The 22,921-nt window shown below is 61.6% G+C and carries 22 protein-coding genes and 1 tRNA gene; 13 read left to right on the forward strand and 10 right to left on the reverse strand.

What is annotated here, in order from left to right; genetic code table 11:
• Nucleotide 1 precedes the first annotated feature (1 nt).
• Nucleotides 2–898: a LysR family transcriptional regulator gene (locus tag ACU8HS_RS05220; protein ID WP_447015515.1), complete on the forward strand. Its 897-nt coding sequence runs from the start codon at nucleotides 2–4 to the stop codon at nucleotides 896–898.
• A 9-nt stretch (nucleotides 899–907) separates the two neighbouring features.
• On the opposite strand, the gene ACU8HS_RS05225 is transcribed toward ACU8HS_RS05220, so the two are convergent.
• Nucleotides 908–1,759: a LysR family transcriptional regulator gene (locus ACU8HS_RS05225; RefSeq protein WP_112570967.1), complete on the reverse strand. Its 852-nt coding sequence runs from the start codon at nucleotides 1,757–1,759 to the stop codon at nucleotides 908–910.
• 103 nt (nucleotides 1,760–1,862) lie between these two features.
• Here ACU8HS_RS05225 and ACU8HS_RS05230 point away from each other — a divergent pair, with 103 nt between their 5' ends.
• Nucleotides 1,863–2,849 carry a zinc-dependent alcohol dehydrogenase family protein gene (locus ACU8HS_RS05230; RefSeq protein WP_112704655.1) on the forward strand — a complete coding sequence of 329 codons (987 nt, stop codon included), beginning with the start codon at nucleotides 1,863–1,865 and terminating at the stop codon, nucleotides 2,847–2,849.
• Nucleotides 2,850–3,073: 224 nt separating this feature from the next.
• Here ACU8HS_RS05230 and ACU8HS_RS05235 read toward each other — a convergent pair whose 3' ends face one another.
• Complete coding sequence (locus tag ACU8HS_RS05235) at nucleotides 3,074–3,949, reverse strand: LysR substrate-binding domain-containing protein (RefSeq protein ID WP_112704653.1); 876 nt, start codon at nucleotides 3,947–3,949, stop codon at nucleotides 3,074–3,076.
• Nucleotides 3,950–4,220: 271 nt separating this feature from the next.
• Between ACU8HS_RS05235 and ACU8HS_RS05240 the strand changes: the two genes are divergently transcribed.
• From ACU8HS_RS05240 to ACU8HS_RS05260, 5 genes are all read left to right on the forward strand, one after another.
• Nucleotides 4,221–4,733, forward strand: coding sequence for an NUDIX hydrolase (locus tag ACU8HS_RS05240; RefSeq protein WP_112570959.1), 513 nt, complete (start codon nucleotides 4,221–4,223; stop codon nucleotides 4,731–4,733).
• 62 nt (nucleotides 4,734–4,795) lie between these two features.
• A complete protein-coding gene (locus ACU8HS_RS05245; RefSeq protein WP_112570957.1) occupies nucleotides 4,796–6,292 on the forward strand; it encodes an inorganic phosphate transporter in 1,497 nt (498 codons plus the stop codon).
• A gap of 14 nt (nucleotides 6,293–6,306) precedes the next feature.
• Nucleotides 6,307–7,044, forward strand: coding sequence for a 16S rRNA (uracil(1498)-N(3))-methyltransferase (locus tag ACU8HS_RS05250; RefSeq protein WP_112570956.1), 738 nt, complete (start codon nucleotides 6,307–6,309; stop codon nucleotides 7,042–7,044).
• Between the two features lie 143 nt (nucleotides 7,045–7,187).
• Nucleotides 7,188–8,561 (forward strand): glutamate--cysteine ligase, encoded by a 1,374-nt coding sequence (locus ACU8HS_RS05255; protein ID WP_447015516.1) that lies wholly within the window; start codon nucleotides 7,188–7,190, stop codon nucleotides 8,559–8,561.
• Between the two features lie 94 nt (nucleotides 8,562–8,655).
• A complete protein-coding gene (locus tag ACU8HS_RS05260; protein ID WP_447015517.1) occupies nucleotides 8,656–9,531 on the forward strand; it encodes a DUF937 domain-containing protein in 876 nt (291 codons plus the stop codon).
• A gap of 85 nt (nucleotides 9,532–9,616) precedes the next feature.
• Here ACU8HS_RS05260 and ACU8HS_RS05265 read toward each other — a convergent pair whose 3' ends face one another.
• Nucleotides 9,617–9,916, reverse strand: coding sequence for a DUF1127 domain-containing protein (locus ACU8HS_RS05265; protein WP_447015518.1), 300 nt, complete (start codon nucleotides 9,914–9,916; stop codon nucleotides 9,617–9,619).
• 206 nt (nucleotides 9,917–10,122) lie between these two features.
• Here ACU8HS_RS05265 and ACU8HS_RS05270 point away from each other — a divergent pair, with 206 nt between their 5' ends.
• Nucleotides 10,123–11,082 carry a LysR substrate-binding domain-containing protein gene (locus ACU8HS_RS05270; protein WP_112571053.1) on the forward strand — a complete coding sequence of 320 codons (960 nt, stop codon included), beginning with the start codon at nucleotides 10,123–10,125 and terminating at the stop codon, nucleotides 11,080–11,082.
• A gap of 6 nt (nucleotides 11,083–11,088) precedes the next feature.
• Here the strand turns inward: ACU8HS_RS05270 and ACU8HS_RS05275 are convergent, their stop codons facing one another.
• The 5 genes from ACU8HS_RS05275 to guaB form a co-directional block, all read right to left on the reverse strand.
• On the reverse strand, nucleotides 11,089–11,730 hold the full coding sequence (locus ACU8HS_RS05275; protein WP_447015519.1) for a TetR family transcriptional regulator: 642 nt from the start codon (nucleotides 11,728–11,730) through the stop codon (nucleotides 11,089–11,091).
• Between the two features lie 258 nt (nucleotides 11,731–11,988).
• Nucleotides 11,989–12,864: a dienelactone hydrolase family protein gene (locus ACU8HS_RS05280; RefSeq protein WP_112704647.1), complete on the reverse strand. Its 876-nt coding sequence runs from the start codon at nucleotides 12,862–12,864 to the stop codon at nucleotides 11,989–11,991.
• A 104-nt stretch (nucleotides 12,865–12,968) separates the two neighbouring features.
• Nucleotides 12,969–13,385 (reverse strand): MAPEG family protein, encoded by a 417-nt coding sequence (locus tag ACU8HS_RS05285; RefSeq protein WP_112704646.1) that lies wholly within the window; start codon nucleotides 13,383–13,385, stop codon nucleotides 12,969–12,971.
• Nucleotides 13,386–13,646: 261 nt separating this feature from the next.
• Nucleotides 13,647–14,195, reverse strand: a complete 549-nt coding sequence (locus ACU8HS_RS05290) for a hypothetical protein (RefSeq protein ID WP_112570944.1) — start codon at nucleotides 14,193–14,195, stop codon at nucleotides 13,647–13,649.
• Nucleotides 14,196–14,197: 2 nt separating this feature from the next.
• Nucleotides 14,198–15,682, reverse strand: a complete 1,485-nt coding sequence (gene guaB, locus ACU8HS_RS05295; RefSeq protein WP_112570942.1) for an IMP dehydrogenase — start codon at nucleotides 15,680–15,682, stop codon at nucleotides 14,198–14,200.
• A gap of 558 nt (nucleotides 15,683–16,240) precedes the next feature.
• On the opposite strand from guaB, the gene ACU8HS_RS05300 reads away from it, so the two are divergent.
• Nucleotides 16,241–17,662 (forward strand): DHA2 family efflux MFS transporter permease subunit, encoded by a 1,422-nt coding sequence (locus ACU8HS_RS05300; RefSeq protein WP_112759318.1) that lies wholly within the window; start codon nucleotides 16,241–16,243, stop codon nucleotides 17,660–17,662.
• 27 nt (nucleotides 17,663–17,689) lie between these two features.
• On the opposite strand, the gene ACU8HS_RS05305 is transcribed toward ACU8HS_RS05300, so the two are convergent.
• Nucleotides 17,690–18,394 carry an RlmE family RNA methyltransferase gene (locus tag ACU8HS_RS05305; protein ID WP_112570938.1) on the reverse strand — a complete coding sequence of 235 codons (705 nt, stop codon included), beginning with the start codon at nucleotides 18,392–18,394 and terminating at the stop codon, nucleotides 17,690–17,692.
• A 2-nt stretch (nucleotides 18,395–18,396) separates the two neighbouring features.
• On the reverse strand, nucleotides 18,397–19,950 hold the full coding sequence (locus tag ACU8HS_RS05310; protein ID WP_447015520.1) for a Ppx/GppA phosphatase family protein: 1,554 nt from the start codon (nucleotides 19,948–19,950) through the stop codon (nucleotides 18,397–18,399).
• A 245-nt stretch (nucleotides 19,951–20,195) separates the two neighbouring features.
• Here ACU8HS_RS05310 and ACU8HS_RS05315 point away from each other — a divergent pair.
• The 4 genes from ACU8HS_RS05315 (at nucleotide 20,196) to ACU8HS_RS05330 (ending at nucleotide 22,526) form a co-directional block, all read left to right on the forward strand.
• Nucleotides 20,196–20,269: transfer RNA gene (locus tag ACU8HS_RS05315), tRNA-Gln, on the forward strand.
• A gap of 32 nt (nucleotides 20,270–20,301) precedes the next feature.
• Nucleotides 20,302–20,622, forward strand: a complete 321-nt coding sequence (locus tag ACU8HS_RS05320) for a hypothetical protein (protein ID WP_112570934.1) — start codon at nucleotides 20,302–20,304, stop codon at nucleotides 20,620–20,622.
• Between the two features lie 105 nt (nucleotides 20,623–20,727).
• A complete protein-coding gene (locus ACU8HS_RS05325) occupies nucleotides 20,728–21,837 on the forward strand; it encodes a DUF262 domain-containing protein (protein ID WP_112570932.1) in 1,110 nt (369 codons plus the stop codon).
• Nucleotides 21,834–22,526 (forward strand): MAE_28990/MAE_18760 family HEPN-like nuclease, encoded by a 693-nt coding sequence (locus ACU8HS_RS05330; protein WP_112570930.1) that lies wholly within the window; start codon nucleotides 21,834–21,836, stop codon nucleotides 22,524–22,526. The genes ACU8HS_RS05325 and ACU8HS_RS05330 overlap by 4 nt, the downstream gene beginning before the upstream one ends.
• The last annotated feature ends 395 nt before the right edge of the window (nucleotides 22,527–22,921 follow it).

The following is a 22,921-nucleotide window of genomic DNA, read 5'->3' on the forward strand; positions in this document are numbered from 1 at the left end:
TATGACCAATCTGGGTGATCTCGAAATCTTTGCCAAGGTCGTTTCGACCGGCAGCATGTCGCTTGCCGGGCGCGCGCTCGGCTTTTCTCCGGCCGTCGTTTCCAAGCGCATCAAACGGCTGGAGGACCGGCTCGGCACAAGGCTCCTGCAGCGCACGACGCGGCAGATTTCGCTGACGGAAGCCGGCCAGGGCTTCTACGACCGCGTGCTCGGCATCCTGGCGGGGCTGGAAGAGGCGGAATTCTATATTTCCGGCCGCTCGGCGCAGATGCACGGAACGCTGAAGATCTCCGCTCCCACTTCCTTCGGGCGCATGCATATTGCGCCGCATCTGAAGGCTTTCATGGAAGCGCATCCGGAACTTGCGATCAACCTGGTACTGACCGACGAGTTCAGCGATATTGTCGGCGGCGGCTTCGACCTCGCCATCCGGATTGCGGAACTGACCGATTCGAGCCTCGTCGCGCGCCGGCTCGCTCCCGTGCGCCGGGTGCTCTGCGCCTCGCCGGATTATATTGCGACCCATGGCATGCCCAAACATATCGAAGAGCTGAAACAGCACCGCTGTCTGCCGGCTCACAACAACGACGTCTGGCGGCTGGACGGACCGGACGGCGCCTTCAGCCTGCGGCCCGAGGGCATGCTGATTACCAATTCCAGCGAGGTCATCCGCGAGACGGTCATTGCCGGCCTCGGCATTGCGCTGCGCTCCACCTGGGATATCGGCGAGGAGCTGAAGAACGGCAAGCTGGTGCAGGTGCTGCCGGCCTATGAGGGCTCGCACAATGTCACGCTCTCGGCCGTCTATCCGAGCCGCCAGTTCCTGCCGGCCAAGGTGCGTCTGTTCATCGATTTTCTGGCAGAGCTCTACGGCCCGGTTCCCTATTGGGAGCGTTGAGGAAGATAGCTAGCCCGCCAGTCGTTCGATGACGAGATCGAGCAGCGCCCTGAGTCTCGTCAGCCGCCGCATGTCGCGGTGATAGCCGACCCATGTGTCGCGGCCAGGCGGCGCTTCGCCGAGATCGACGGGCTCGATGGCCGGAATGGCATCGCCGAGCGGCCGCGGCAGGACGGCAAGACCGGCGCCTCTGGCACAAAGGGTCGCCTGCACATCCCGGTTGTTGCTGCGCATGGCAATCTCGGCCTTCGGGAGAACGCGCTGCAGCCAGCCGACGTCGGGCATGCCGCCGAAGGCCTCGTCCATGGTGACGAGCCGGGCGCCTCTGCCATCGCCGGCCTCCGGATGCGGCAGACCGCGGCGGAGATAGAGGCTGTAGTCGATACGCATGAGCTTGCGGGAGATGACTTCCGTCTCGGTGAAAGGCGCGATCCGAAAGACGATATCTGCCTCGCGTCGTGAAAGGCTGAGAAGCCGGCTGTCGGTCAGGAGTTCGATGACGACCTTCGGATAGGCAGCGGAAAACTCCGCCAGAACCGGCGACAGGACATGGGCGCCGAACCAGTCTGACGAAGAAAGCCGCAGCAATCCGTCGAGCTGCCGGTTCTGGCCGGCGAGTTCGCGTTCCAGTCCGAGCGCTTCCTCCTCCATGCGTTCGGCATGGGCAAAGACCGTCGTTCCCTCGTCCGTCAGCACGAAGCCTTCGGCGGTACGCTGGAAAAGCGTCTGACCGAGCGAGGCTTCCAATGCGCGCAGCCGGCGGCCCATGGTCGGCTGGGTCAGGCCGATGCTGCGTGCGGCTGCACCCAGCGTTCCGAGCCGGGCGATCGCCAGGAAAAGTTTCAGGTCGCTCCATTCCAAGGGCATTATCTCAAACAAGAATGCATGATCTTCATTCTTTATCTTTGATTTCCATTCAGAATTCAATGCGGCATTCTGCGGCCAACAAACCAAGGAGAGTTCCATGAGCATGATGAAAGCCGCGCTCGTCGAAGCGCAGAATGCCGAATTCACCGTTACCGATATCGAGAAGCCTGCCGCACAGGTCGGCCAGATCCTCGTTCGCATCAAGGCCGCCGCTCTCAATCCGCTGGACCTGAAAATCCGCGCCAACGAAGCCGCACATGCCCGCCATCCCCTGCCCGCCATCCTCGGCATCGACATGGCCGGCATTGTCGAAGCGGTCGGCCCCGATGTGGCGGGGTTTCACCCCGGTGACGAGGTCTACGGCATGACCGGCGGCGTGGGTGGATTGCAGGGGTCGCTTGCCGAATACGCGGCCGTCGATGCCGATCTCGTCGCGCTGAAGCCGCGCAATCTTTCCATGCGCGAAGCCGCCGCCCTGCCGCTGATTGCGATCACCGCCTGGGAAGGCCTTGAAGAACGCACCCAGGTGAGAGCGGGCCACAAGGTTCTGGTCATCGGCGGCGGCGGCGGCGTCGGCCATATCGCCGTGCAGATGGCTGTTGCCGCCGGTGCCGAGGTCTATGCCGTCGATGGCGGTTCGAAGGCTGAATATATCCGCAGTATCGGTGCGACGCCGATCGACTATGCGGTTGCGACTGTCGATGACTATGTCGCCCGCTACACTGATGGCAACGGCTTCGACATTGTCTATGATACAATCGGCGGGAAAGGTCTCGATGCCGCCTTCGAGGCAGTTGCGAAGTTCGGGCATGTCGTCACGAGCCTCGGCTGGGGCACGCATTCGCTGGCGCCGCTCTCCTTCAAGGGAGCCACCTATTCCGGCGTCTTCACACTCGCACCGCTCTTGACCGGCGAGGACCGTGCCCATCATGGCGATGTCCTCAGGCATATTGCGACACGCGTCGAAGCTGGAACGCTGATGCCGAACCTGGACCCGCATCCGTTTTCGCTTGGCGAGGTCGGCGATGCCTACCGGCTGATCGAAAGTCGGCAGGCAGAGGGCAAGATCGTCGTGGAAATCTAGCGCGCCAGATCGAGATAAGCGCTTGCCACCATCACATCGATATCGGCAGGCACCGGCATTCCGTCGCGGTTTTCTTCAATAACCGGCAGCCGTTGCCGATCCAGTCGATGCGTGTTGCAGCTTTTTCCATCTCATGCCCCTTTCGCTTCCCTCTGGTCTAACGGAGGGAAGATCGGGCCGGCATGGAGATATTTCTGGTGAAAGGGCAGAAAAACTGCCCTTTCTCATGTGCTGCCCGAGCGCAGCAGCCAGTTGCGGAGCGCCACGAGAGCCGGACGTTTTGCATCGGGGATGCGGCAGCAGAGGCTGTAGCCCGCCGGGCGGCGAATGAAACCATAGGGGGCGACCAGGATGCCACGGCTGAGGTCGTCCTCGATCGAGGCTTTCGGCGCCAGCGCAACGCCGAGGCCGGACCGGGCCGCCCCCAGCGCCAGAAGCAGGTCCTCGAACTCGCGCCGGCGGGCAAAGGCAACCGGCGGCGTGCCGCTTTCGGCAAACCATTCGGCCCAGAGTCCTGGCGCGCTGCGGCTTGCCAACATGGCGACGTCGGCCAGGGCTTCGGGCCTGCCCGCAAGTTCCCGCGCAAGCGCCGGTGTCGCAACCGGGCCGAACTCGTCCTCCATGAAGCGCGTTTCCACCGTGCCGGCCGAGGAGCGCTGCTCGCCGCCCATAATGACGGCGTCGAAATCCGGATGCCGGGACAGCGGCTCGACGACGGTCATCGGCACGATATCGACCTCGACACTGCCCAGGCTTGCCTGCATGTCGGCTGCGCGCGGCATCAGCCACCAGACGGCGAAGGCCGAAGGCACGCCGAGGCGGATGGCCTGCCTGCCCGCCTCCTCGAATTCATCGGCGGCGCGTTTCAAGATGGTCAGAGCAGTACCGGCCGCCTCGGCGAGGGCGCTTGCCCTCTCGGTCGGAAGGAGCCTGCGGCCATCGCGCACGAAGAGCTTGCTGCCGAGGTGATCTTCGAGCGTTGCGATCTGCTGGCGCACGGCGCCGCGCACCACGCCCAGCTCTTCGGCCGCCCTCACAATGCTGCCGTGCCGGCAGACGGCTTCAAAGGCGCGGATCGCATTCAAGGGCGGAAGTCGCATAGTTACCACATTCCAGAAAATCACGGTGGATCACCTGATCTCGGCATTGAACGGAATGCAAGATCCGACCATATTGTACAGGTGTGCAAGGCGACGCATTCGAGACAGGAAATGGCGGAATTCCCGAACCTGTCCCGCTTCGATTTTTCCTATGTACGTACAATGAACCAAATCGTAATTGTTTCGCTTTGCACGTATGGATCGCGCAAGCTTTTCATATGATACTAATATAACAGCAACTCAGACAAAGACCCTAAAGGTGACCCGACAATTGACCCTTCTCGCCCGCCTGGCTTCCGATGTGCAACTCATGTTCCGGCGTCCGCCGCGACAGCAGTACGCCGCGCTCTGCTACCGGGTGAAAAAGAAAACGGGCGATGTCGAGGTTCTGCTGATGACCAGCCGCGACACCGGTCGCTGGGTGATCCCCAAGGGCTGGCCGATGGCGCGCAAGCACGCCTATGAGGTGGCAGCCCAGGAAGCCTTCGAGGAGGCCGGCATACGCGGGACGGTCGAGACCGAAACGTTCGGCCACTACAGCTACCCGAAAGTTCTGCGCGATGGCCTGAAAGTGACCTGCAAGGTTCAGGTCTTTGCCCTTGAGGTGACGGGTGTGGCGAAAAACTTCAAGGAAAAGGGCGAACGGACCATCGAGTGGGTTTCCTGCGACGAGGCCGTGAAGCGCGTGAACGAACCCGACCTGCGCAACCTCTTCCTTGCCTTCAAGCGGCGCATGGCGGAGCGGCTTTCCGGCACTCTGCCAAAACAAATTCCGGCGGAATGAGTATTGCCATCTTGCGCTGCTAAAAAGAGCAGCGCAAAAGCAGGGCACCGCCGGGAAAGAGAATGCCGCAACGTAACCCAGTCCTGACCAAACGTACGCTTGATAAGGATCTCGACAAGGTCACGCATGTCGAGGATGCGGCAAAGTATGTCGCGCGACGGCTGGTGGCACCGGGACTTGGCCTGATCTTTCTCGGCCTCGCCATGCTTTTTGCCGGCGTCTACGTGTTCGACAGGCCCGGCGCGGTGCTGGTGGTCGCGGCCGCGGCACTTGCCGCCTACATGGCCCTGAATATCGGCGCCAACGACGTGACCAACAATGTGGGCGCTGCCGTCGGGGCGCGCGCCATCACCATGAAGCAGGCGCTGATCGTCGCCGCGATCTTCGAGGTTCTGGGCGCGACGATCGCCGGCGGCGAGGTCGTCAAGACCATTTCCTCCAGCATCGTCGATACGGTGCAGGTACCGCAGGCGACGCTCGGCTGGATCATGATGGCGGCGCTCACGGCCGCCGCATTGTGGATCAACCTCGCCACCTGGATGAACGCACCGGTTTCGACGACGCACGCGATCGTGGGTGCGGTGATCGGCGCGGGCATCGGCGCGGTCGGATTCGAGCCGGTCAACTGGCGGGTGATGCTGGAAATCACCGTAAGCTGGATGACGTCGCCGCTGTTTGGCGGGCTGATCGCCGCCGGACTGCTCTATCTGGTCAAAACCCTCATCGTCTATCGTGAGGACAAGATTGCCGCCGCCCGGCGCTGGGTCCCGGTGATGATCGCCGCCATGGCCGGCGGCTTCATGGCCTATATGATGCTGCAGCTCGCGCCGGAGGGCCGATATCCGGCGCTGACGATCCTTCTGGTCGGGATCGGCACCGGACTCGTCAGCTGGCTGGCTGTGCGGCCCCTCATCCTGCGGCAGGCGGAAAATCTGGAGAACCGCAACAGCTCGCTTCGGACACTCTTCCACTTTCCGCTGGTGGGTTCGGCCGCCCTGCTTTCCTTCGCGCATGGCGCAAACGACGTTTCCAACGCTGTCGGCCCGCTCTCGGCCATCGTCCATTCGGCAGGCATCGCCAATGGCGGCGCCGTCGGCCAGCCGCCGCTCTGGGTCATGCTGATCGGCGCCTTCGGAATCTCGGTCGGTCTCCTGCTTTTCGGGCCACGCCTCATCCGGCTCGTCGGCGAGGAGATCACCAAGCTCAATCCGACACGGGCCTATTGCGTGGCGCTTTCGACCGCCTTTACCGTCATTGCCGCCTCATGGCTCGGCCTGCCGGTTTCCACCACGCATATCGCCGTCGGCTCGGTCTTCGGCGTCGGCTTCTTCCGCGAGTGGTACACGCGCCATTCGAAGCGCCGCATCGAATTCATCCGCCGCAAGGCCGAGACCTGGGAAATCGACGAGCCGGAGCCGAACGTCCACGAAGTGCGCAGGCGCTATCTCGTCCGCCGCTCACATTTCATGACGATCCTCGGCGCCTGGATCATCACCGTGCCGGTTTCCGCCGCGCTTGCGGCCCTGATTTATTGGGCTATGTTCGCGCTCTTCATTTGAGTCAGGGTTTCAGGATGCGCGCCAATTTCCGCATGCAGCGGCTTTTCATCGATGCTCCCTTGTCGAAGGGTGCCGCCGTCGAAGCCAGCGCCGACCAGTTCAACTATCTCGCCAACGTGCTGCGCATGGAAGAGGGCGCGGAAATCCTGGTCTTCAACGGCCGCGACGGCGAGTGGAAGGCGAGCCTTTCCTTCCCGACGCGCAAGCGCATCCTGCTGACGGCGAGCGAAGAGACCCGGCCGCAGCCCGCCCCTTGCGACCTGCACTATCTCTTCGCGCCGCTCAAGGTCGGCCGCATGGACTATCTGGTCCAGAAGGCGGTGGAAATGGGCGCCGGCCTGCTGCAGCCGGTCATGACCCAGCATGTGCAGGGCAAGATCACCAATCTTGACAAGATCCGCGCCAATGTCATCGAGGCGGCCGAACAATGCGGCGTGCTCGGCATTCCCGCGGTGGCCGAACCGGTCAGGCTTGCCGATCTGCTCGACCGCTGGCCGGCCGACCGGCGCATCATCTATTGCGACGAAGGCGATGCCGGGCAGAACCCGCTGCCGCTGCTTTCAAAGGTGAGCGAACGGAAGCTCGCGCTGCTCGTCGGCCCGGAAGGCGGCTTCTCCGAAGAGGAACGGGCGCGGCTGCGCAGCCTCGATTTCGTGACCGCCATTCCGCTCGGGCCGCGCATCCTGCGCGCCGATACGGCGGCTGTGGCGGCCCTGGCGGTGATACAGGCTGCCATCGGCGACTGGAATTGACTACCGCACGCCGATAGCGCGGAAAGTGCTGCTATTTTTTTGATGACCTGTTGAAACAATTTCACTTGCAACTTAGCTGACTTGGGCACTAATCACCCTTCCAATTGCCCCGGCCCCGGCGCTTTCCGAATACAGGTAATTTCATGGCTCGCGACACTACCGACCAGACGCCGCTCTCTTCGGTTCAGGAGCTGACCGACTATCTTGCCGCCGGCAACAAGCCGAAGGAACGGTTCCGCATTGGCACCGAGCATGAGAAGTTCGTCTTCTTCCGCAAGGACAACAGCCCGGTTCCCTATTTCGGCGAGGCCAGCATTTCGGCGCTCCTCAAGGGCCTGCAGGCCAGGAGCGGCTGGGAGCCGATCATGGACGGCGACAACATCATCGGTCTCGGCGAGCAGAACGGCATGGGCGCCATCTCGATCGAGCCCGGCGGCCAGTTCGAACTCTCGGGCGCGCCGCTCGAAAACATTCACCAGACCTGCAAGGAATCCAACCTGCATCTGGCGCAGGTGCGCGAGATCGCCGAGCCGATGGGCATCGGCTTCCTCGGCATCGGCGGCAGCCCGAAATGGACCTATGCGGAGACCCCGCATATGCCGAAATCCCGCTACGAGATCATGACCAACTACATGCCCGAGGTCGGCACACGCGGCCTCGACATGATGTACCGCACCTGCACGATCCAGGTGAATCTCGATTTCTCCTCGGAAGACGACATGCGCCGCAAGATGCGCGTCTCGATGAAACTGCAGTCGCTGGCAACAGCGCTTTTCGCGTCCTCTCCCTTCACCGAAGGCAGGCCGAACGGCATGTTCTCCTGGCGCGGCGATGTCTGGCGCGACGTGGACAACCAGCGCAGCGGCCTCCTGGACTTCACCTTCCGCGACGATTTCGGCTTCAAGGACTATGCCGAATGGGCGCTCGACGTGCCCATGTATTTCGTCATGCGCGACGGCCACTATCACAAGGCGACCCATGTCACTTTCCGGCAATTCATGAACGGCGCGCTGAAGGGCGAGATCGCCGCTTACGAGCCGACGATGGGCGACTGGACGAACCATCTTTCGACGCTCTTCCCGGACGTGCGCCTGAAACGCTTCCTGGAAATGCGCGGTGCGGACGGCGGTCCGTGGCGGCGCATCTGTGCGCTGCCGGCCTTCTGGGTCGGCCTGCTCTATGACGACGCCGCCCTCGAAGCGGCCGATTTGCTGACGAAGGACTGGCGTTTCGACGAGGTCAACGCGCTGCGCAACGCCGTGCCGGAAGAAGGCCTGAAAGCCAGCTTCCGCGGCCACCAGCTGATCGAGACGGCGCGCGAGGTCGTCAATATTTCCCGCGCCGGCCTCAAGGCGCGCAACAGGCTGAACGGCGAGGGTGTCGACGAGAGCGTCTTCCTGGCGCCGCTCGACGAGGTTCTCGCCAAGAAGGCGACGCTTGGCGAGGATCTGCTGGCGCTCTATCACGGCCGCTGGAACGGCTCGGTCGAGCCGGTTTTCCAGGAATATCAATATTAAGAGGCAACAGGCCCTTTCCAAAAAGCCGTTTGCGCATTGCCTTTTCGAGCTATAGTGGCGCGAACATGCGCCACGACTCGGGAAAGGGACTCTTATGCTGCCGCTTTTCGACATGATGATGCAGGCGCAGAACGGGGCGGCGATGGATGCCATCGCCAAACAGTTCAACCTCGCCCAGGAACAGGCGACGAAGGCGATGGCGGCACTGATGCCGGCTTTTTCCGCCGGCCTCAAGCGCAGCACGGCCAACCCTTACGATTTCGCGGGCCTGATGCAGGCGGTGGCCTCCGGCAATTATGGCAAATATTTCGAGGACATGAGCAAGGCCTTCACGCCCGAGGGCATTTCCGACGGCAACACCATTCTTTCCCAGGTCTTCGGTTCCAAGGAGGTCTCGCGCGCCGTCGCCGCGCAGGCCGCGCAGATGACCGGCATCGGCCAGGAGATCTACAAGCAGATGCTGCCGGTTATGGCCGGCACGCTGATGGGCGGGCTTTTCAAGCAGTCGACGGGACAGATGGCCTCGCCGGTCAACCCGTTCGTCAATACCGCCATGGGCGAGACGATCCAGAAATGGCTGGAGAGCACCGGCTTTGCGCCGAAGCCGAAGGCGGCACCCGAACCCAGCATCTTCGATAATCCGTTCACGCAGGCCATGCAGCTGATGTTCAGCGTGCCGAAGCCGGAGCCTCAGCCTGAGCCGGCCAATCCCTTCCTCGACAATCCCTTCGCCAGGGCATTCCAGGACATGATGGCAAACCTTCAACAGCCCGCGGCCAAGGCTGCGGAGCCGCCGAAGGAAGAGCGCAAGGCCGAAAACGACAGTTATACGCAGATGCTGAATACGATGTTCGACAGCGGTCTCGAAGTGCAGAAGGGCTATCAGAAGAGCCTCGAAGCGATTTTCGAGGCCTACCGGCCGAAATCCACGCCCTCCCCCGAAGCCCCCTCTTCCACGGCCAGGAAATAAAAAAACCCGGAGATGGCTGGGAAAGCCGATCACCGGGTCAAGCGGCAGGGCTATTGGCTATCACCCTGCGGGGAAACGCGTGCGCTCAGCCCCGGTAGGGGCGCGTGAGCGCAATACGCCAGCGGCGCTTGGCCGCCTGCGTCAGATGCTCCGACGGATCTTCAAAGAAGGTCGAAGCCAGGAATGCGGAGGTGACGTCGGCCCGCGTCAGGCCGATATCGCGCAACTGATAATCATCGAGTTCGTGCAGCCCGTTCACCTGCGAGCGATTGCGCAGAATGCGAAGAGCGGTTGCCAGCGGCGAGAAAGCGGCCATGAGACGCTGGGTGAACGTCGGGGCGAGCTTGCCGCAGTCGAGTTCTAGTGTCTGTTCATGAGTGCGCATCGAACTCTCCTTTCTTCGGGCGCAGAACGGCCCACCCCGCCTGCGAGGTCGTGCAGGAAGGGTCAAGCCGGTCACAGGGCGGACAGGCAGGGTGTCTGTCCTTCACTTTGCTTGATTTGCATCCCGAAGATGCCAAAGGAGTATTGATCAGTCCAACGAATGTTTCTAATGATTAGCATCAGCGATCTTTATGGATGGACAAGATCATGTCGGCGCCTCTTGATATCGACCAGTTGCAGACCTTCATCGCAATCGTGGACTCCGGCAGCTTCACCAAGGCCGCCGACAAGGTCTACAAGACACAGTCCGCCGTCTCCATGCAGATGCGGCGGCTGGAAGAACGCATCGGCAAGCAGCTCTTCATCAAGGACGGCCGCGGCAACCGGCTGACGGTGGAGGGCGAGAAGCTGCTCAACTATGCGCGCCGCATCATCCGCCTGAACAACGAGGCGATTGCCGCCTTCGATGACAACCGGCTGGAAGGCACGCTGCGCATCGGCACGCCAGACGATTACGCCGATCGTTATATGCCCGAGATTATCGGGCGCTTTGCTAAGACGCATCCGAACGTCGAGCTCTACATCGTCTGCGAGCCTTCGGTGGATCTGGCCGAACGCATGCACAAGGGCGAGCTCGATATCGCGCTTGTGACGCACAATCCGCGCGAGCGCATTTCGGATGTGGTGCGCACGGAGCCGCTCTGCTGGGTCAGTTCCGCCAACCATCCGATCCGGGACGACGCTCCGGTGCCGCTGGCCGTCGGCCGCCGCGACTGCCAGTGGCGTCAGCTTGCCTGCTCCGCGCTCGATGCGGTCGGCCGCGAGTATCAGGTCCTGTTCACGAGTTGGTCCTGCACCGTGGTCGCCTCCGCCGTACTTGCCGGCATGGCGGTTTCGGTCATGCCGGAATCGGCGCTGCGCACGGGCATGAAGGTCTTGAGCCAGGCAGACGGTTTCCCGGCGCTGCCGCCGGTCCAGATCGGCATCATGAAGCGGCCCGGCGTTTCGCTGTCGCTGATGAATGCGATTACGGCACACATCACCGCCTGCCTCGACAATATCACGCCGACCGTCATCGAGGACGGGCTGGAGCACGATATGAAGACGGGTTACGCCCGCCACTATCCGCGGCTCAAGGCTGCGGCGAGCATGATGCCGAGCTGGTAGGCGGTTTCAAGCCGCCGAAACGGACGTTGGAGCAAAGAGGGAAGCGCGGATCACGCGCTTCCATTCCTTGAGAATATTCTCGCCGAAGCCGTTTTCGCTCAATACCGCAAGACGGACGGCCGCACCGATCAGGTGACTGAACAGGTAGGTGCGCGCTTTCATTTGTTCGTCGCAGAATTCCGGCGCCAGGCGGCGCACGGCTTCCTGGAATATCTCGGCGACATGGCCGCTGTGCTCGATATTCAGGCGCAGGAGATCCTGATCCGTCTCCGTGCCCATCCAGACGCCGAGATAGGCGGCATCGTTGCGGTATTCGGCATAGTACCAGTCGATCATTGCGGAGATCAGGTCGAGCGCTTCGTCGAAGGACTGGACGTCGGCGAACATTTCCGCCGTCTTCTGCTGGATCGCCTGGGCATGGCGGTCGAACAGCGCTTTGACGATCGCCGCCTTCTCCGGGAAATATTGATAGACCGAACCGATCGGAACTTTTGCGGCGACCGCAAGCTCGGTCATCCGCATGGCGCTGACGCCCTTTTCCGCGATGATGGCGGCGGCGGCGTTGAGGATCAGATCCAGCCGCTGGATGCTCCGCTCCTGTTTCGGCTTCCTGCGAAGAGCAATGCGATCCGAAATGTCCGCGCCCATGTGGTTCCCATCTGTCTTGTTATTGAGCGACGGAGGCAGTGTGTCATACCGGCGCGTCGGGCCGATATGACATGCAGGTCTTCATCCGTCGTAAATGGAAATGGTCGGATTTTAGGCAATGGCAAGAGCCCATGGAAAACGGGGCGTTACACCCCGTTTTGGTCTGTGTAAAAACTGCTCTTAGCACTTTGTTCAGCAAGACGGCCTGGCACCTGTCGACCGGGTCCGCCGCCTTGCTGCGCAGGGCGAAAGCCCGGCTCAGGCAAGGTTCTGTTTCAGAAACGCGACCGTGCGGCTCCAGGCGAGTTCGGCTGCCGCCTTGTCGTAGCGGGCAGCCGACGTATCGTTGTTGAAGGCGTGGTTGACGCCGTCATAGACGTAGATCTCGAATTTTTTACCATTCTCCTCCAGCGCCTTCCGGAAGGCATCGATGCCGGCATTGATGCGGTCGTCGAGGCCGGCATAGTGGAGCAAGAGCGCCGCCTTGATATTGGGGACTTCTGCAGCCGGCGGCTGGGCGCCGTAATAGGCAACGCCCGCTTTCAGTTCCGGCGATTTGGTGGCGAGATTGTTGACCGCACCGCCGCCCCAGCAGAAGCCGATCGCGCCGACATTGCCGTTGGCCGCATCGAGTTTGGAAAGGTAGGCGACCGTCGCCTCGCCATTGGCGGCAACCGTGGCCGCATCGAGCTTGCTGAACATTTCGCGCGCCTGATCCTCATTCTGCGGCGTGCCGCCCTGCGGCGACAGGAAATCGGGGGCAAGCGCCACGAAGCCTTCCAGCGCCATGCGGCGGGCGACATCGCGGATATGCGGGTTGAGGCCGCGGTTTTCATGGATAACGATGACGGCGCCGAGCTTGCCGGACGCGTCCTTCGGCTGCACCAGATAGCCTTTCATGTCCCCGCCGCTGCCGGGGTAGGTAATATCCTGCCCGGTCAGACGATCGTCGTTTTCGGCGACGACCTCGGCGGCGGCCTTGTTGGCGGCAAGCAGCGGCGCAATTGCCGCAGCCGCGGTTGCCGAACCGGCAAGCTTGGTGAGCTTGTCCATGAAACTGCGGCGATCGAGCGTCAGATGCGTATATTCATCATAGGCGTTGATCATCGCCTGTGTAATGACGGGCTTTTCCATGACAGACCTCCTCTGTTCCCTACCCCATGCCCAATCGGCATGGGAGAACATAGGTCAGCGGCCGATAACGCAGGAACAAAACTCCGTTACCGGACGCGTTCGGATCAGGAGAACAGCATCCAGCCGGCAAGCCAGGCCCACATGGCGGCGAGCACGACGAAACCGGCGGCGAAAAGCGGGCTGCGGTAACGCAGGTCGTTGCTGGTGACATGCACATAGGCATGCGCATAGCGCAGAGCGACGAACAGCCAGGCGAGCAGGACGGCGACGAGATTATCGGCCTCGGTAATATAAAGAAGAATGCTGCAGGCATAGAAAAGCACCGGCAGCTCGAACTGGTTGGCCAGGCTGTTCTTGACGAAGAGACTCTCGACCGGCTCGTCGCGGTTTTCGCGGTAACCGGATTTCTGCATCCGCCCCTCGCGGACGTCCTTGCCGCGGCGCAGGCCGAGCAGGCCGTAAAGGAGATAGACCAGCAGGACATGGGCAAGCAGAGGCCAGAACATCTCATAGCCGGTCATCGGTCATTCCTCTCCTTTGGCGACAGCGGGGAGCAGTAGCGGAAAGGCCGGACCGATGCCAGAGCCAAGGCGGCCTGCGGCGATGCCACCAGCGGCGAAGATTTCGGCGCCGGCTATGAAGCTCGAATGTTCGCAGGCGGGGATTTCCTTGCGGCACGGCTCTCGCAGCCGGCGTGGCGCTGGCCGCAGCAGAGCCATTCCGGCAAAAGAGTGCAGCGGCCCTGCGCCGGCAATTGCGCAAAAGGAAAATGCAGCAACCGATCAGCCTTCGCGCGAACCGCCAAGAAGCGCGCCGCGCACGATCAGAATGGCGCAGACGGCAAGGCTTGCGAATTTCAGCTTTGTCATCCACGGCAGGATTTGCGCCGCAATGCCGGCGGCGCCGCTGTCGCTGAAGGCAAGGAGGCTCGAGATGTTTTCGCTGTAATCCGCAAAGCCGTAGATGAAAGGCAGGAGATAGGTGATGCGCCCGAGCAGGCGGGGCGCCTGGCGGCCGCGCCATGTCTCGATCGGCCCGAGCCGCAGGAAAATCAGAAACAGAAGTGCCGTCAAAAGGGCGGGAAAGACGAGTTCCGGACCGAAATACATGGCCCGGAGAATGCGGCTGGCCGTTTCGTTCTGATCGAGCAGCGCCTGCATATCGAAGACGGCGGATTCGTCGTAACCGGCGAAATAGGTGTCGAGTACCGCCTGGCCCGTCTCATGCTCGAAGGGCATGGTGAAGCCGAAGGTCGTCCAGCCGAGGACGACGAGGCAGAGGGCGGCGAGCAGCGCGATGATCCACAACGGAATTGCGCTGCCCGCCTTCATGGTCAGACGCCGACGCCCGGATAGTTCGGGCTTTCGCGGGTGATCGTCACGTCATGCGGATGGCTTTCGCGCAGGCCGGCGCTGGAGATGCGCACGAAGGTGGCGCGGTCCTGGAACTCCTTGATGTCCTTGCCGCCGACATAGCCCATGGCCGCCTTGAGGCCGCCGGCGAGCTGATGCAGCACGCCGGAAACCGGACCCTTGTAGGGAACCTGGCCTTCGATGCCTTCCGGCACCAGCTTCAGCGTGTCGCGCACTTCCGCCTGGAAGTAGCGGTCCGCCGAGCCGCGCGCCATGGCGCCGACAGAGCCCATGCCGCGATAGGCCTTGAAGGAGCGGCCCTGGTAGAGATAGACCTCACCCGGGCTTTCGTCCGTGCCGGCAAGCAGCGAGCCGACCATGACGGCGGAGGCGCCCGAAGCGATGGCCTTGGCCACGTCGCCCGAGAACTTGATGCCGCCATCGGCGATGACAGGAATGTCCTGCGCCTTCGCGGCCTCGACCGCCGACATGATGGCGGCAAGCTGGGGAACGCCGACGCCGGCAACGACGCGCGTGGTGCAGATCGAGCCCGGTCCGATACCGACCTTCACGGCGTCGGCGCCGGCATCGATCAGCGCCTTGGTGCCGTCATAGGTCGCGACATTGCCGGCCATGATGCGAACGGAATTGGAAAGCTTCTTGACGCGGCCGACCGCTTCGAGAACGCGGGCCGAATGACCGTGGGCCGTATCGACGACGAGCAGGTCGACGCCGGCATCGATCAGACGCTCGGCACGCTCGAAACCATCCTCACCGACGCCGACGGCAGCGGCGGCCCGCAGGCGGCCCTGCGCATCCTTGGAGGCGTTCGGGTTCAGCTGCGCCTTTTCGATGTCCTTGACGGTGATGAGACCGACGCAACGGCCTTCGCCGTCCACCACCAGCAGCTTCTCGATGCGGTGGGCGTGCAGCAGCCGCTTGGCCTCCTGCTGATCGACGCTTTCCTTGACCGTCACGAGATTTTCGCGGGTCATGAGTTCGTAGATCTTCTGCTTGGGATCGGAAGCAAAGCGCACGTCGCGGTTGGTGAGGATGCCGACGAGGCGGCCGGACTTCTCGACGACCGGGATGCCGGAAATGCCGTGCATCTTCATCAGCGCCAGCGCATCGGCAAGGGTGGCGTCCGGGCCGATCGTCACGGGATTGACGACCATGCCGCTTTCGAACTTCTTGACCTGGCGAACCTGCTCGGCCTGTTCGGCCGGCGTCAGGTTCTTGTGGATGACGCCGAGGCCGCCGGCCTGGGCCATGGCGATCGCCAGCCGGCCTTCGGTGACGGTATCCATCGCGGCCGAGATGATCGGGATATTCAGTTCGAAGTCGGGGGCGATGCGGGTTGCGACACTCGTCTGGCCGGGGAGGACTTCGGAATGACCGGGTTGCAGCAGCACGTCGTCGAAGGTGAGTGCGTCCAGTCCGGTCGGCGTTTCTATGATGCGAGCCATGGCCAAATTCCTTCAAGAAAGAAAAATGCGCCCCACCCGGTACGAATCGTCCGCACCGGCGGTGTGCATGAGTTTATGGAAGTTGGCGAGGGCTGGTAACACGTCTATGACAGGAAGGAAATAGCAAAATAGCCCGGCTGGCCGCCGGGCTCGGTATGGCAGCTATGCAGATTGAACGTGCCGCATATCGTTGCCGCAAAACCGCTGCGCAGTTTTGCGCGACATGTCCGGTTCAAATATCGAACTGACAGGCCTTCGGCACGAAGCGATAACCGGTCTCCTGCTTCTCGACGAAACCGAGCGAAGGGAACGGCATTTCCATGCTCGACGCTGTGCGGTGCGTCGCAGCACGCCCACCGATAGGATGCGACCGATTTCTGGCCCCGGCCAGGTAAGCATATGTCAATCCTGAGAGGCGAAAGTGTCGAGCAAGCCGTCTCACGCAGTCGTGATCCAAACTTGTAATGGAACCCGATTGGGGGATTGGCACAGCCGACAACTGGGACTACACAGCACGGGCCTTCCGCGCCCTTTCCGCCCCCATCAAGGCAATCGCCTATGAACCGCATTGTCCCGCTGATCCTTGCTGTTGCCCTTTTCATGGAACAGATGGATTCGACCGTGATCTCGACGGCCCTGCCGGCCATCGCGGCCGATCTGCATGTCGGGCCGATCACCCTGAAACTGGCGCTCACGTCCTATATGGTGGCGCTGGCGGTGTTCATTCCCATCAGCGGCTGGATGGCGGACCGTTTCGGCGCCAAGAAAATCTTCCGCCTGGCGATCTGCGTCTTCGTCGTCGGCTCCATCTTCTGTGCCTTCTCCTCCAGCCTTGTCGAATTCGTCTTCGCGCGCTTCCTGCAGGGCATGGGCGGCGCGATGATGACGCCGGTCGGGCGCCTCGTGCTGGTGCGCACCACGCAGAAGAGCGAACTGGTTTCGGCCATGGCGCTCTTGACGATTCCCGCCCTTGTCGGCCCGCTTGCCGGCCCGCCGCTCGGCGGCTTCATCACCACCTATTTCAGCTGGCACTGGATCTTCCTGATCAACGTGCCGGTCGGCGTCATCGGCGTGTGGCTGGCGACCATCTTCCTGCCGGAAATCGAGGCGACGGCGCCGCCGAAGCTCGATTTCAACGGTTTCATCCTGACCAGCCTTGCCGCTGCCGGCGTCGTCTTCGGCCTGTCGGTCGTCAGCCTTCCGGCGCTGCCGCCGATCATCGGCATCTCGGCCACGGCCATCGGCATCATCTGCGGCGTGCTTTACGTGCGCCATGCCAGGCGCTATCCGACGCCGATCCTCGACCTGAACCTGTTCAAGAATTCGACCTTCCGCGCCTCGACCAGCGGCGGCACGCTGTTTCGCATCTGCGTCGGCGCCATGCCTTTCCTGACGCCGCTGATGCTGCAGCTCGGCTTCGGGCTGACGCCCTTCCAGTCCGGCCTGATCACCTTTTCCGGCGCGATCGGCGCCATTACCACAAAGTTCATCGCGCGCCGCGTCTACAAGGCGATCGGCTTCCGCACGACGCTTCTGTGCGCCGGCGCGGTGACGACGGTCGTCACAGCCGTTACCGGCCTCTTCACGCCGGATACGCCGCATCTGCTCATCATCGGCGTGCTGCTGCTCGGCGGCTTCTCGCGCTCCTTCATGTTCACCGGCGTCAACGCGCTGGCCTTTGCCGATATCGACGATGCGCAGGCAAGCCAGGCGACCTCCATGGCCTCCGTCATGCAGCAGGTGAGCCTCGCGCTCGGCGTTGCCGTTGCCGCGTCGATCCTGGAAACGTCGATCTATCTGCGCGGCGCCGAGCTGCAGATCGTCGATTTCCACATCGCCTTCTTCGTCATTGCCGGCCTGACGGTGCTTGCCACCATCCCCTTTGTGCGCATGGCCAAGGATGCCGGGGCCTCCGTTTCCGGCCACCGCGCCAAGCAGGTGCCGCCGGCGATCAATGCCGAGCAGCAACCGGTCAAATAAAGGCCGCTCTTCTGCCTTGCGAACAGATCAGGCGCTCTCGGGCGCCGCTTCGGCCTTGCGGCCCTTGAAGCCTTTCGCCAGCAGGAACATTTCCACCGATTCGGCGCGCGACGAGGCCGGCTTGACATGCACGACCTGGCGGAAATGCTGCTTCAGCATGGCGAGCAGATCGCGCTCGGTGCCGCCCTGAAAGGTCTTGGCGAGGAAATGCCCGCCCTCGCCCAGCACTTCGATCGCGAAATGGGCGGCGACCTCGCAAAGATGCATGGTGCGCAGATGGTCTGTGCGGTGGTGGCCGGTCGTGGGGGCGGCCATATCGGAAATCACCAGATCGGGCGTGCCGCCGACGGCCTCCATCAGCTTTTCGGGTGCCGTAGGATCGAGAAAGTCGAGCTGGAGGATCTTCACGCCCGGAAGCTGCGCCATTTCCAGAAAGTCGATCGCGGCCACGCGGATATCCTCGTCCGTCGACCCCGTCACCTTGGCGGCGATCTGCGACCAGCTGCCGGGCGCGGCGCCCAGATCGATGATGCGCTTGGCGCCCTTCAGGATGTTGTATTTCTCGTCGATCTCCAGCAGCTTGAAAGCCGCGCGGGCGCGATAGCCTTCGAGCTGCGCGCGCTGCACATAGGGATCGTTGATATGGCGCTGCAGCCACTGGCGGGAGGAAGCCTTCAGCTTCTTCTTCTTGACGCGCTGGCCGAGCTTGCGGCCGATCGGTGCCTTGGTCATGCCTACCCCTTGTTACCCCGCTGGCCGCGGCGGCTGCGGTGCCGCCGCCACACACCGTCATCGGCCATCATGTCGGTGAGCAGCCCTTCCCTCAAGCCGCGATCGGCAACCCGCATGCGCGGGCTCGGCCAGCGGCGGCGGATCGCCTCCAGAATGGCGCAGCCGGCCAGAACCAGATCGGCGCGGTCCGGCCCGATGCAGGGATTGGCGGCGCGGCTTTCGAAATTCCAGGAAAGAAGCTTCGCCTGCATGGCGGAGACCTCGTCATCCGACAGCCATATGCCGTCGACCTTGCGGCGATCGTAACGCGGCAGGTCAAGATGCACGCCGGCAAGCGTCGTCACCGTGCCCGAGGTGCCGATCAGATGGAAATCGCCATCCTCGGCAATTTCGATTTCCGGGCAATCGAACGCAGACAGCATGCCGGCGACTTCGCGCACCATGCCCTCGAAAACATCGGGCGTCACATCGCGGCCGCCATGGCGTTCCGACAGCGTGACCACGCCGACGGGAAGCGAGGTCCAGTGGGTGATGTGGTTGGCAAGGCGGGCGAAGCGGTTGTCGCCGATGCGGATGACGGCGATTTCCGAGGAGCCGCCGCCGATATCGAACAGCACGACGGAGCGCGCCTCGCGCCCGACCAGCGACGAGCAGCCGGAAACGGCCAGCCGCGCCTCGGTCTCCCGGTCGATGATTTCCAGTTCCAGCCCGGTCTCGGTCACGACCCGCTGCAGGAATTCCTCGCCATTGGCCGCCTGCCGGCAGGCCTCGGTGGCGATCAGCCGCATGCGGCGGATTTCGCGGTTGCGAAGCTTGGAGGCGCAGATGCGAAGCGCATCGATCGCGCGCTCCATCGCCTCGTCGGACAGCCTGCCGCTGGCGGCAAGCCCCTCGCCGAGACGCACGATGCGCGAGAAGGCATCGACGACGCGAAACTGGCCGGGGCGCGTCGGCTGGGCGATCAGCAGGCGGCAATTGTTGGTGCCGAGATCGAGCGCGGCATAAAGCTCGTCCGGCCAAGGATGATCGCCGGCGGCCCGCTCCTCGTCATGACCCGGCTGGCGGTTTCGGCGATGACCCGCATCGGCATCCTGCCCCTCGCGGAGCAGAGCGCGCGAAGGGGCTTCGGCGCGCTGCTCCGGCCGCGCGGACGGCGGCGCCTGCACCGGAGCCAGCGGCCGGCCCTGCAGGCCGCGCTTGCTGCGATGTTTGCGCCGGTTGCGGCGGCTGGAGGACGAATCACCCTCCGGGCGCGGAGCATGACCGTGACCGGCGGCCTGAACCACGGGCTGCGACTGGGCGGAACTATCGGATTGAGATGCGCCGCGCCCACCGCGACGGCGGCGCTTGCGCTTACGGGCCGGGCTTTCCGGATCGTCCTTCGGGCGCGCAGCCTCGCCGGCATGGCCGACAAGATCATGCGAAGCGGGATGAGCGGCGCTGCGGGATTGCCCGCCGCGCTTGCCCTTGCGACGCCTGGACTTCTTGCCGTCCCTGCGCCCTGCCGCCGTCGCCCCGTCAAATTGCGGCTTTGCGCCGCCCTCGGGGTCTTCCACGTTCGTTTTCCACCGCGCCGCGCAAGTCCGGAAAGGTATGCAGCAGGCGCTCATTCGATTTTTGCGTTGGCGCGAGAATATCAGCGAGCGACGAAATCACCAAATTCTTTTTGATTCCGGATTTTAGCCGTTCAATTTTCACCCGGATTGGCAGGATGGAATTTTTTCAAAACGGGTATTTGCATTCCGCCCGCTTTTGTTTATAAGCGCCGCACACCAGCCGAACCGGTGCGGTTCGCAGCTGCTGGGGAATAGTTCAATGGTAGAACAGCGGACTCTGACTCCGTCGATCTTGGTTCGAATCCAGGTTCCCCAGCCACTTTACCTGTTGTAATTCAATAACTTAGATCCATGTCGCTTGCCGTTGCCATCGCGCGCACGTTGGGCGAAGGACACGGCTCCATTCCGGATGCCGCCGTCACGACCATTGTAGGGATGGAGATTTTCGAGATGTTGGCGCGCATCGAACGCGCTGTAATCAAATCTGGCGAGGCCAGACGGAGCGTTGTCAGCAATTTGGTTTTGAAAGATATGGTTCGGCTCGGCTTCGGAGGTGGAGTATCCGAGCCCGGCGCTCAAGCCGTCGTCAACGGCGACTTTACATTCTCAACAATGTCGTTCAGCATTTTGGAACACCTTGTGAAAACCGCCGGAGGGTTGCGAGCCCTGTGATGGCGGTTTTTCTAGGCTCGACGGGCGGCGAGCCGACGTCAATACCAACCTACTATCGGTTGATCGGTGAATCGAATATCCTCCACGACCAACATGGAGAAGCCAATGCTCACCGCAGAGATCGAAGCAGCCCAACGTAGCGTCAAAACCGATGCCTATCAGATGTCTATCGGCGAAATTGTCACAATGTATGACGATAAGGAAATCGTCGTTGATCCGGATTTTCAGCGGATGTTCCGATGGGAAGTTGGTCAAAAGTCGAAACTGATAGAATCTCTTCTGCTTGGCATACCTCTTCCGTCGATCTTTGTGTTCGAGAAAAATGACGGTACATGGGAACTCATTGATGGGCTCCAACGGATTTCCACGATCCTAGAGTTCATGGGGAAGTTGAGGGAAGAGGATGGTAGTCTTCGTCCGCCATCTATCCTTGAGGCAACGAAATACCTTCCATCGCTCCATAACGGCGTGTGGGAGAAGTCCGAGCGATTGGAACACATCCCCCTAGATGAGCAGGCTCCAATCGACAAAAGTCACCAGATCGCAATCCGACGTGCACGAATAGGCGTCGAGATTCTAAAACGGCCCAGCGATGATCAGACCAAGTTCGATCTTTTTCAAAGATTGAACGCTGGGGGAACCCAGGCGAATGCGCAGGAGCTGCGCAACTGTATTATGTTGATGGTTAACAAGGATTTCTTCGCAGGCGTCAAGGATGCAGCGGAGTCAGACCAGTTCCGAAGGGTGACAAACGTTTCCGACGATCAAGCTTCAAAGCAGCGTCATATGGAACTCGCGGTCCGGTTCCTCGTCCATACCAACATAGCGTACGACGGCAAACTGGATGTAGAAGAGTACATTGATGAGGGAATCGTTCAACTGGCTATTGCCGGAGATCGAGCTAAGGCAGTCAAGCAGATTACCGAGACTTTCGATCTGCTCGATAAGGCGGCTGGTGCGGATGCCCTACGCCGATGGGATGCTAACCATGCCTCAGGGAAAATTGGTCTCGTCGCTCTCGAAGGTATCGCGGTCGGAATCGCGAAAAACCTAGACCACATCAAGGCGAAACAAGACTCAATTGACTTTGTCCGCGACCAACTCAAATCCTTCTGGGCCCAAGATGGTGTCAAAGGCCTTACAGCGCCCGGGATGCGTGGCACCACAAGGATCCAAAGAACGGTACCGTTCGGGGAGAAATGGTTTGCCGCATGAGCAAGGCATTCACCGAAGACGAATTCAGCGATCAGATCACTCAAGACCGCACGTGGCGTTTGAGGGAGATTTCCGATCTCAAATCCGCGGTCCGGCGTGCTGACCGAACGCTTCAAACTGTTCTCCTCAGAGCCCTCGTAACGGTGTGTTACGCACACTGGGAAGGGTACGTAAAATTCACAGCAATGAAGTACATGGACTTCATTGCAAGGAGGAAGCTTCAATATTCGGAGCTGAATTCGCAATTCCTACGGAATTACTTCCTTCCTCGACTAGCGGCCTTATCCATCAACAGAACCAGCGTGAAAGATCGATGCGCTCTCGTCGATGAAATTCTTTTTTCCGCAGATAAGCGCTTCTCAAAGACAAACGTTGACCTGATAAACACGAAGGCAAACCTAAACTATGACGTCCTTACAGACATCTGTACTGTCTGTGGACTATCCATTGATGATTTTTCGGCATCAGAAACATTCTTGGACGTTTTGTTATTGAAGCGCAGAAATGAGATAGCTCACGGTGAAAACACCTTTGTAGCTGTGGAAGACCTTGATGACATTGCGGATAGAACAATCGCACTCATGCGCACCTTCGGCGATGCCGTCGAGAATCAGATTGCCACTAAAGGATACCGCGCCGACGCTCAACCAGCCGCGGCAGGCGCAGCCCTCGCAGAACTACCGGGCTAGATGGCGGTCGGATATCGAGTCGCGAACGGCCCGGGTTCAGCCGGACGGCTGCATTGAGAGCGATCAAGCCTTAAAGGGGTGACGGCGGGCAACGACCAGATGGGATTTAAGAAGCATGAGTCAGCAGTGAGTTGAACGTTTTTGAAGGCCCTAAAACCTTAATTGTTGACACCCCCACAAACTACCCCCACATTGTTGACGTGACATCGAGCAACAGACTGAAAGTAAACGGGTTTTAGGAACGTTTCTCCGGCTCCAGGTTCCTCAGCCAACTCCTCAACTCTCTTGCTGATACTATTCGCCGGATCCTGACGCCGAGGCCGCAACATTGCCGGCTTTTCCGGACGGGTCATCGTTGATAGAAAACCTAGCGAATATATCCGCTCAGAGAGACG

The organism is Rhizobium sp. KDH_Rht_773_N (genome assembly GCF_052946295.1).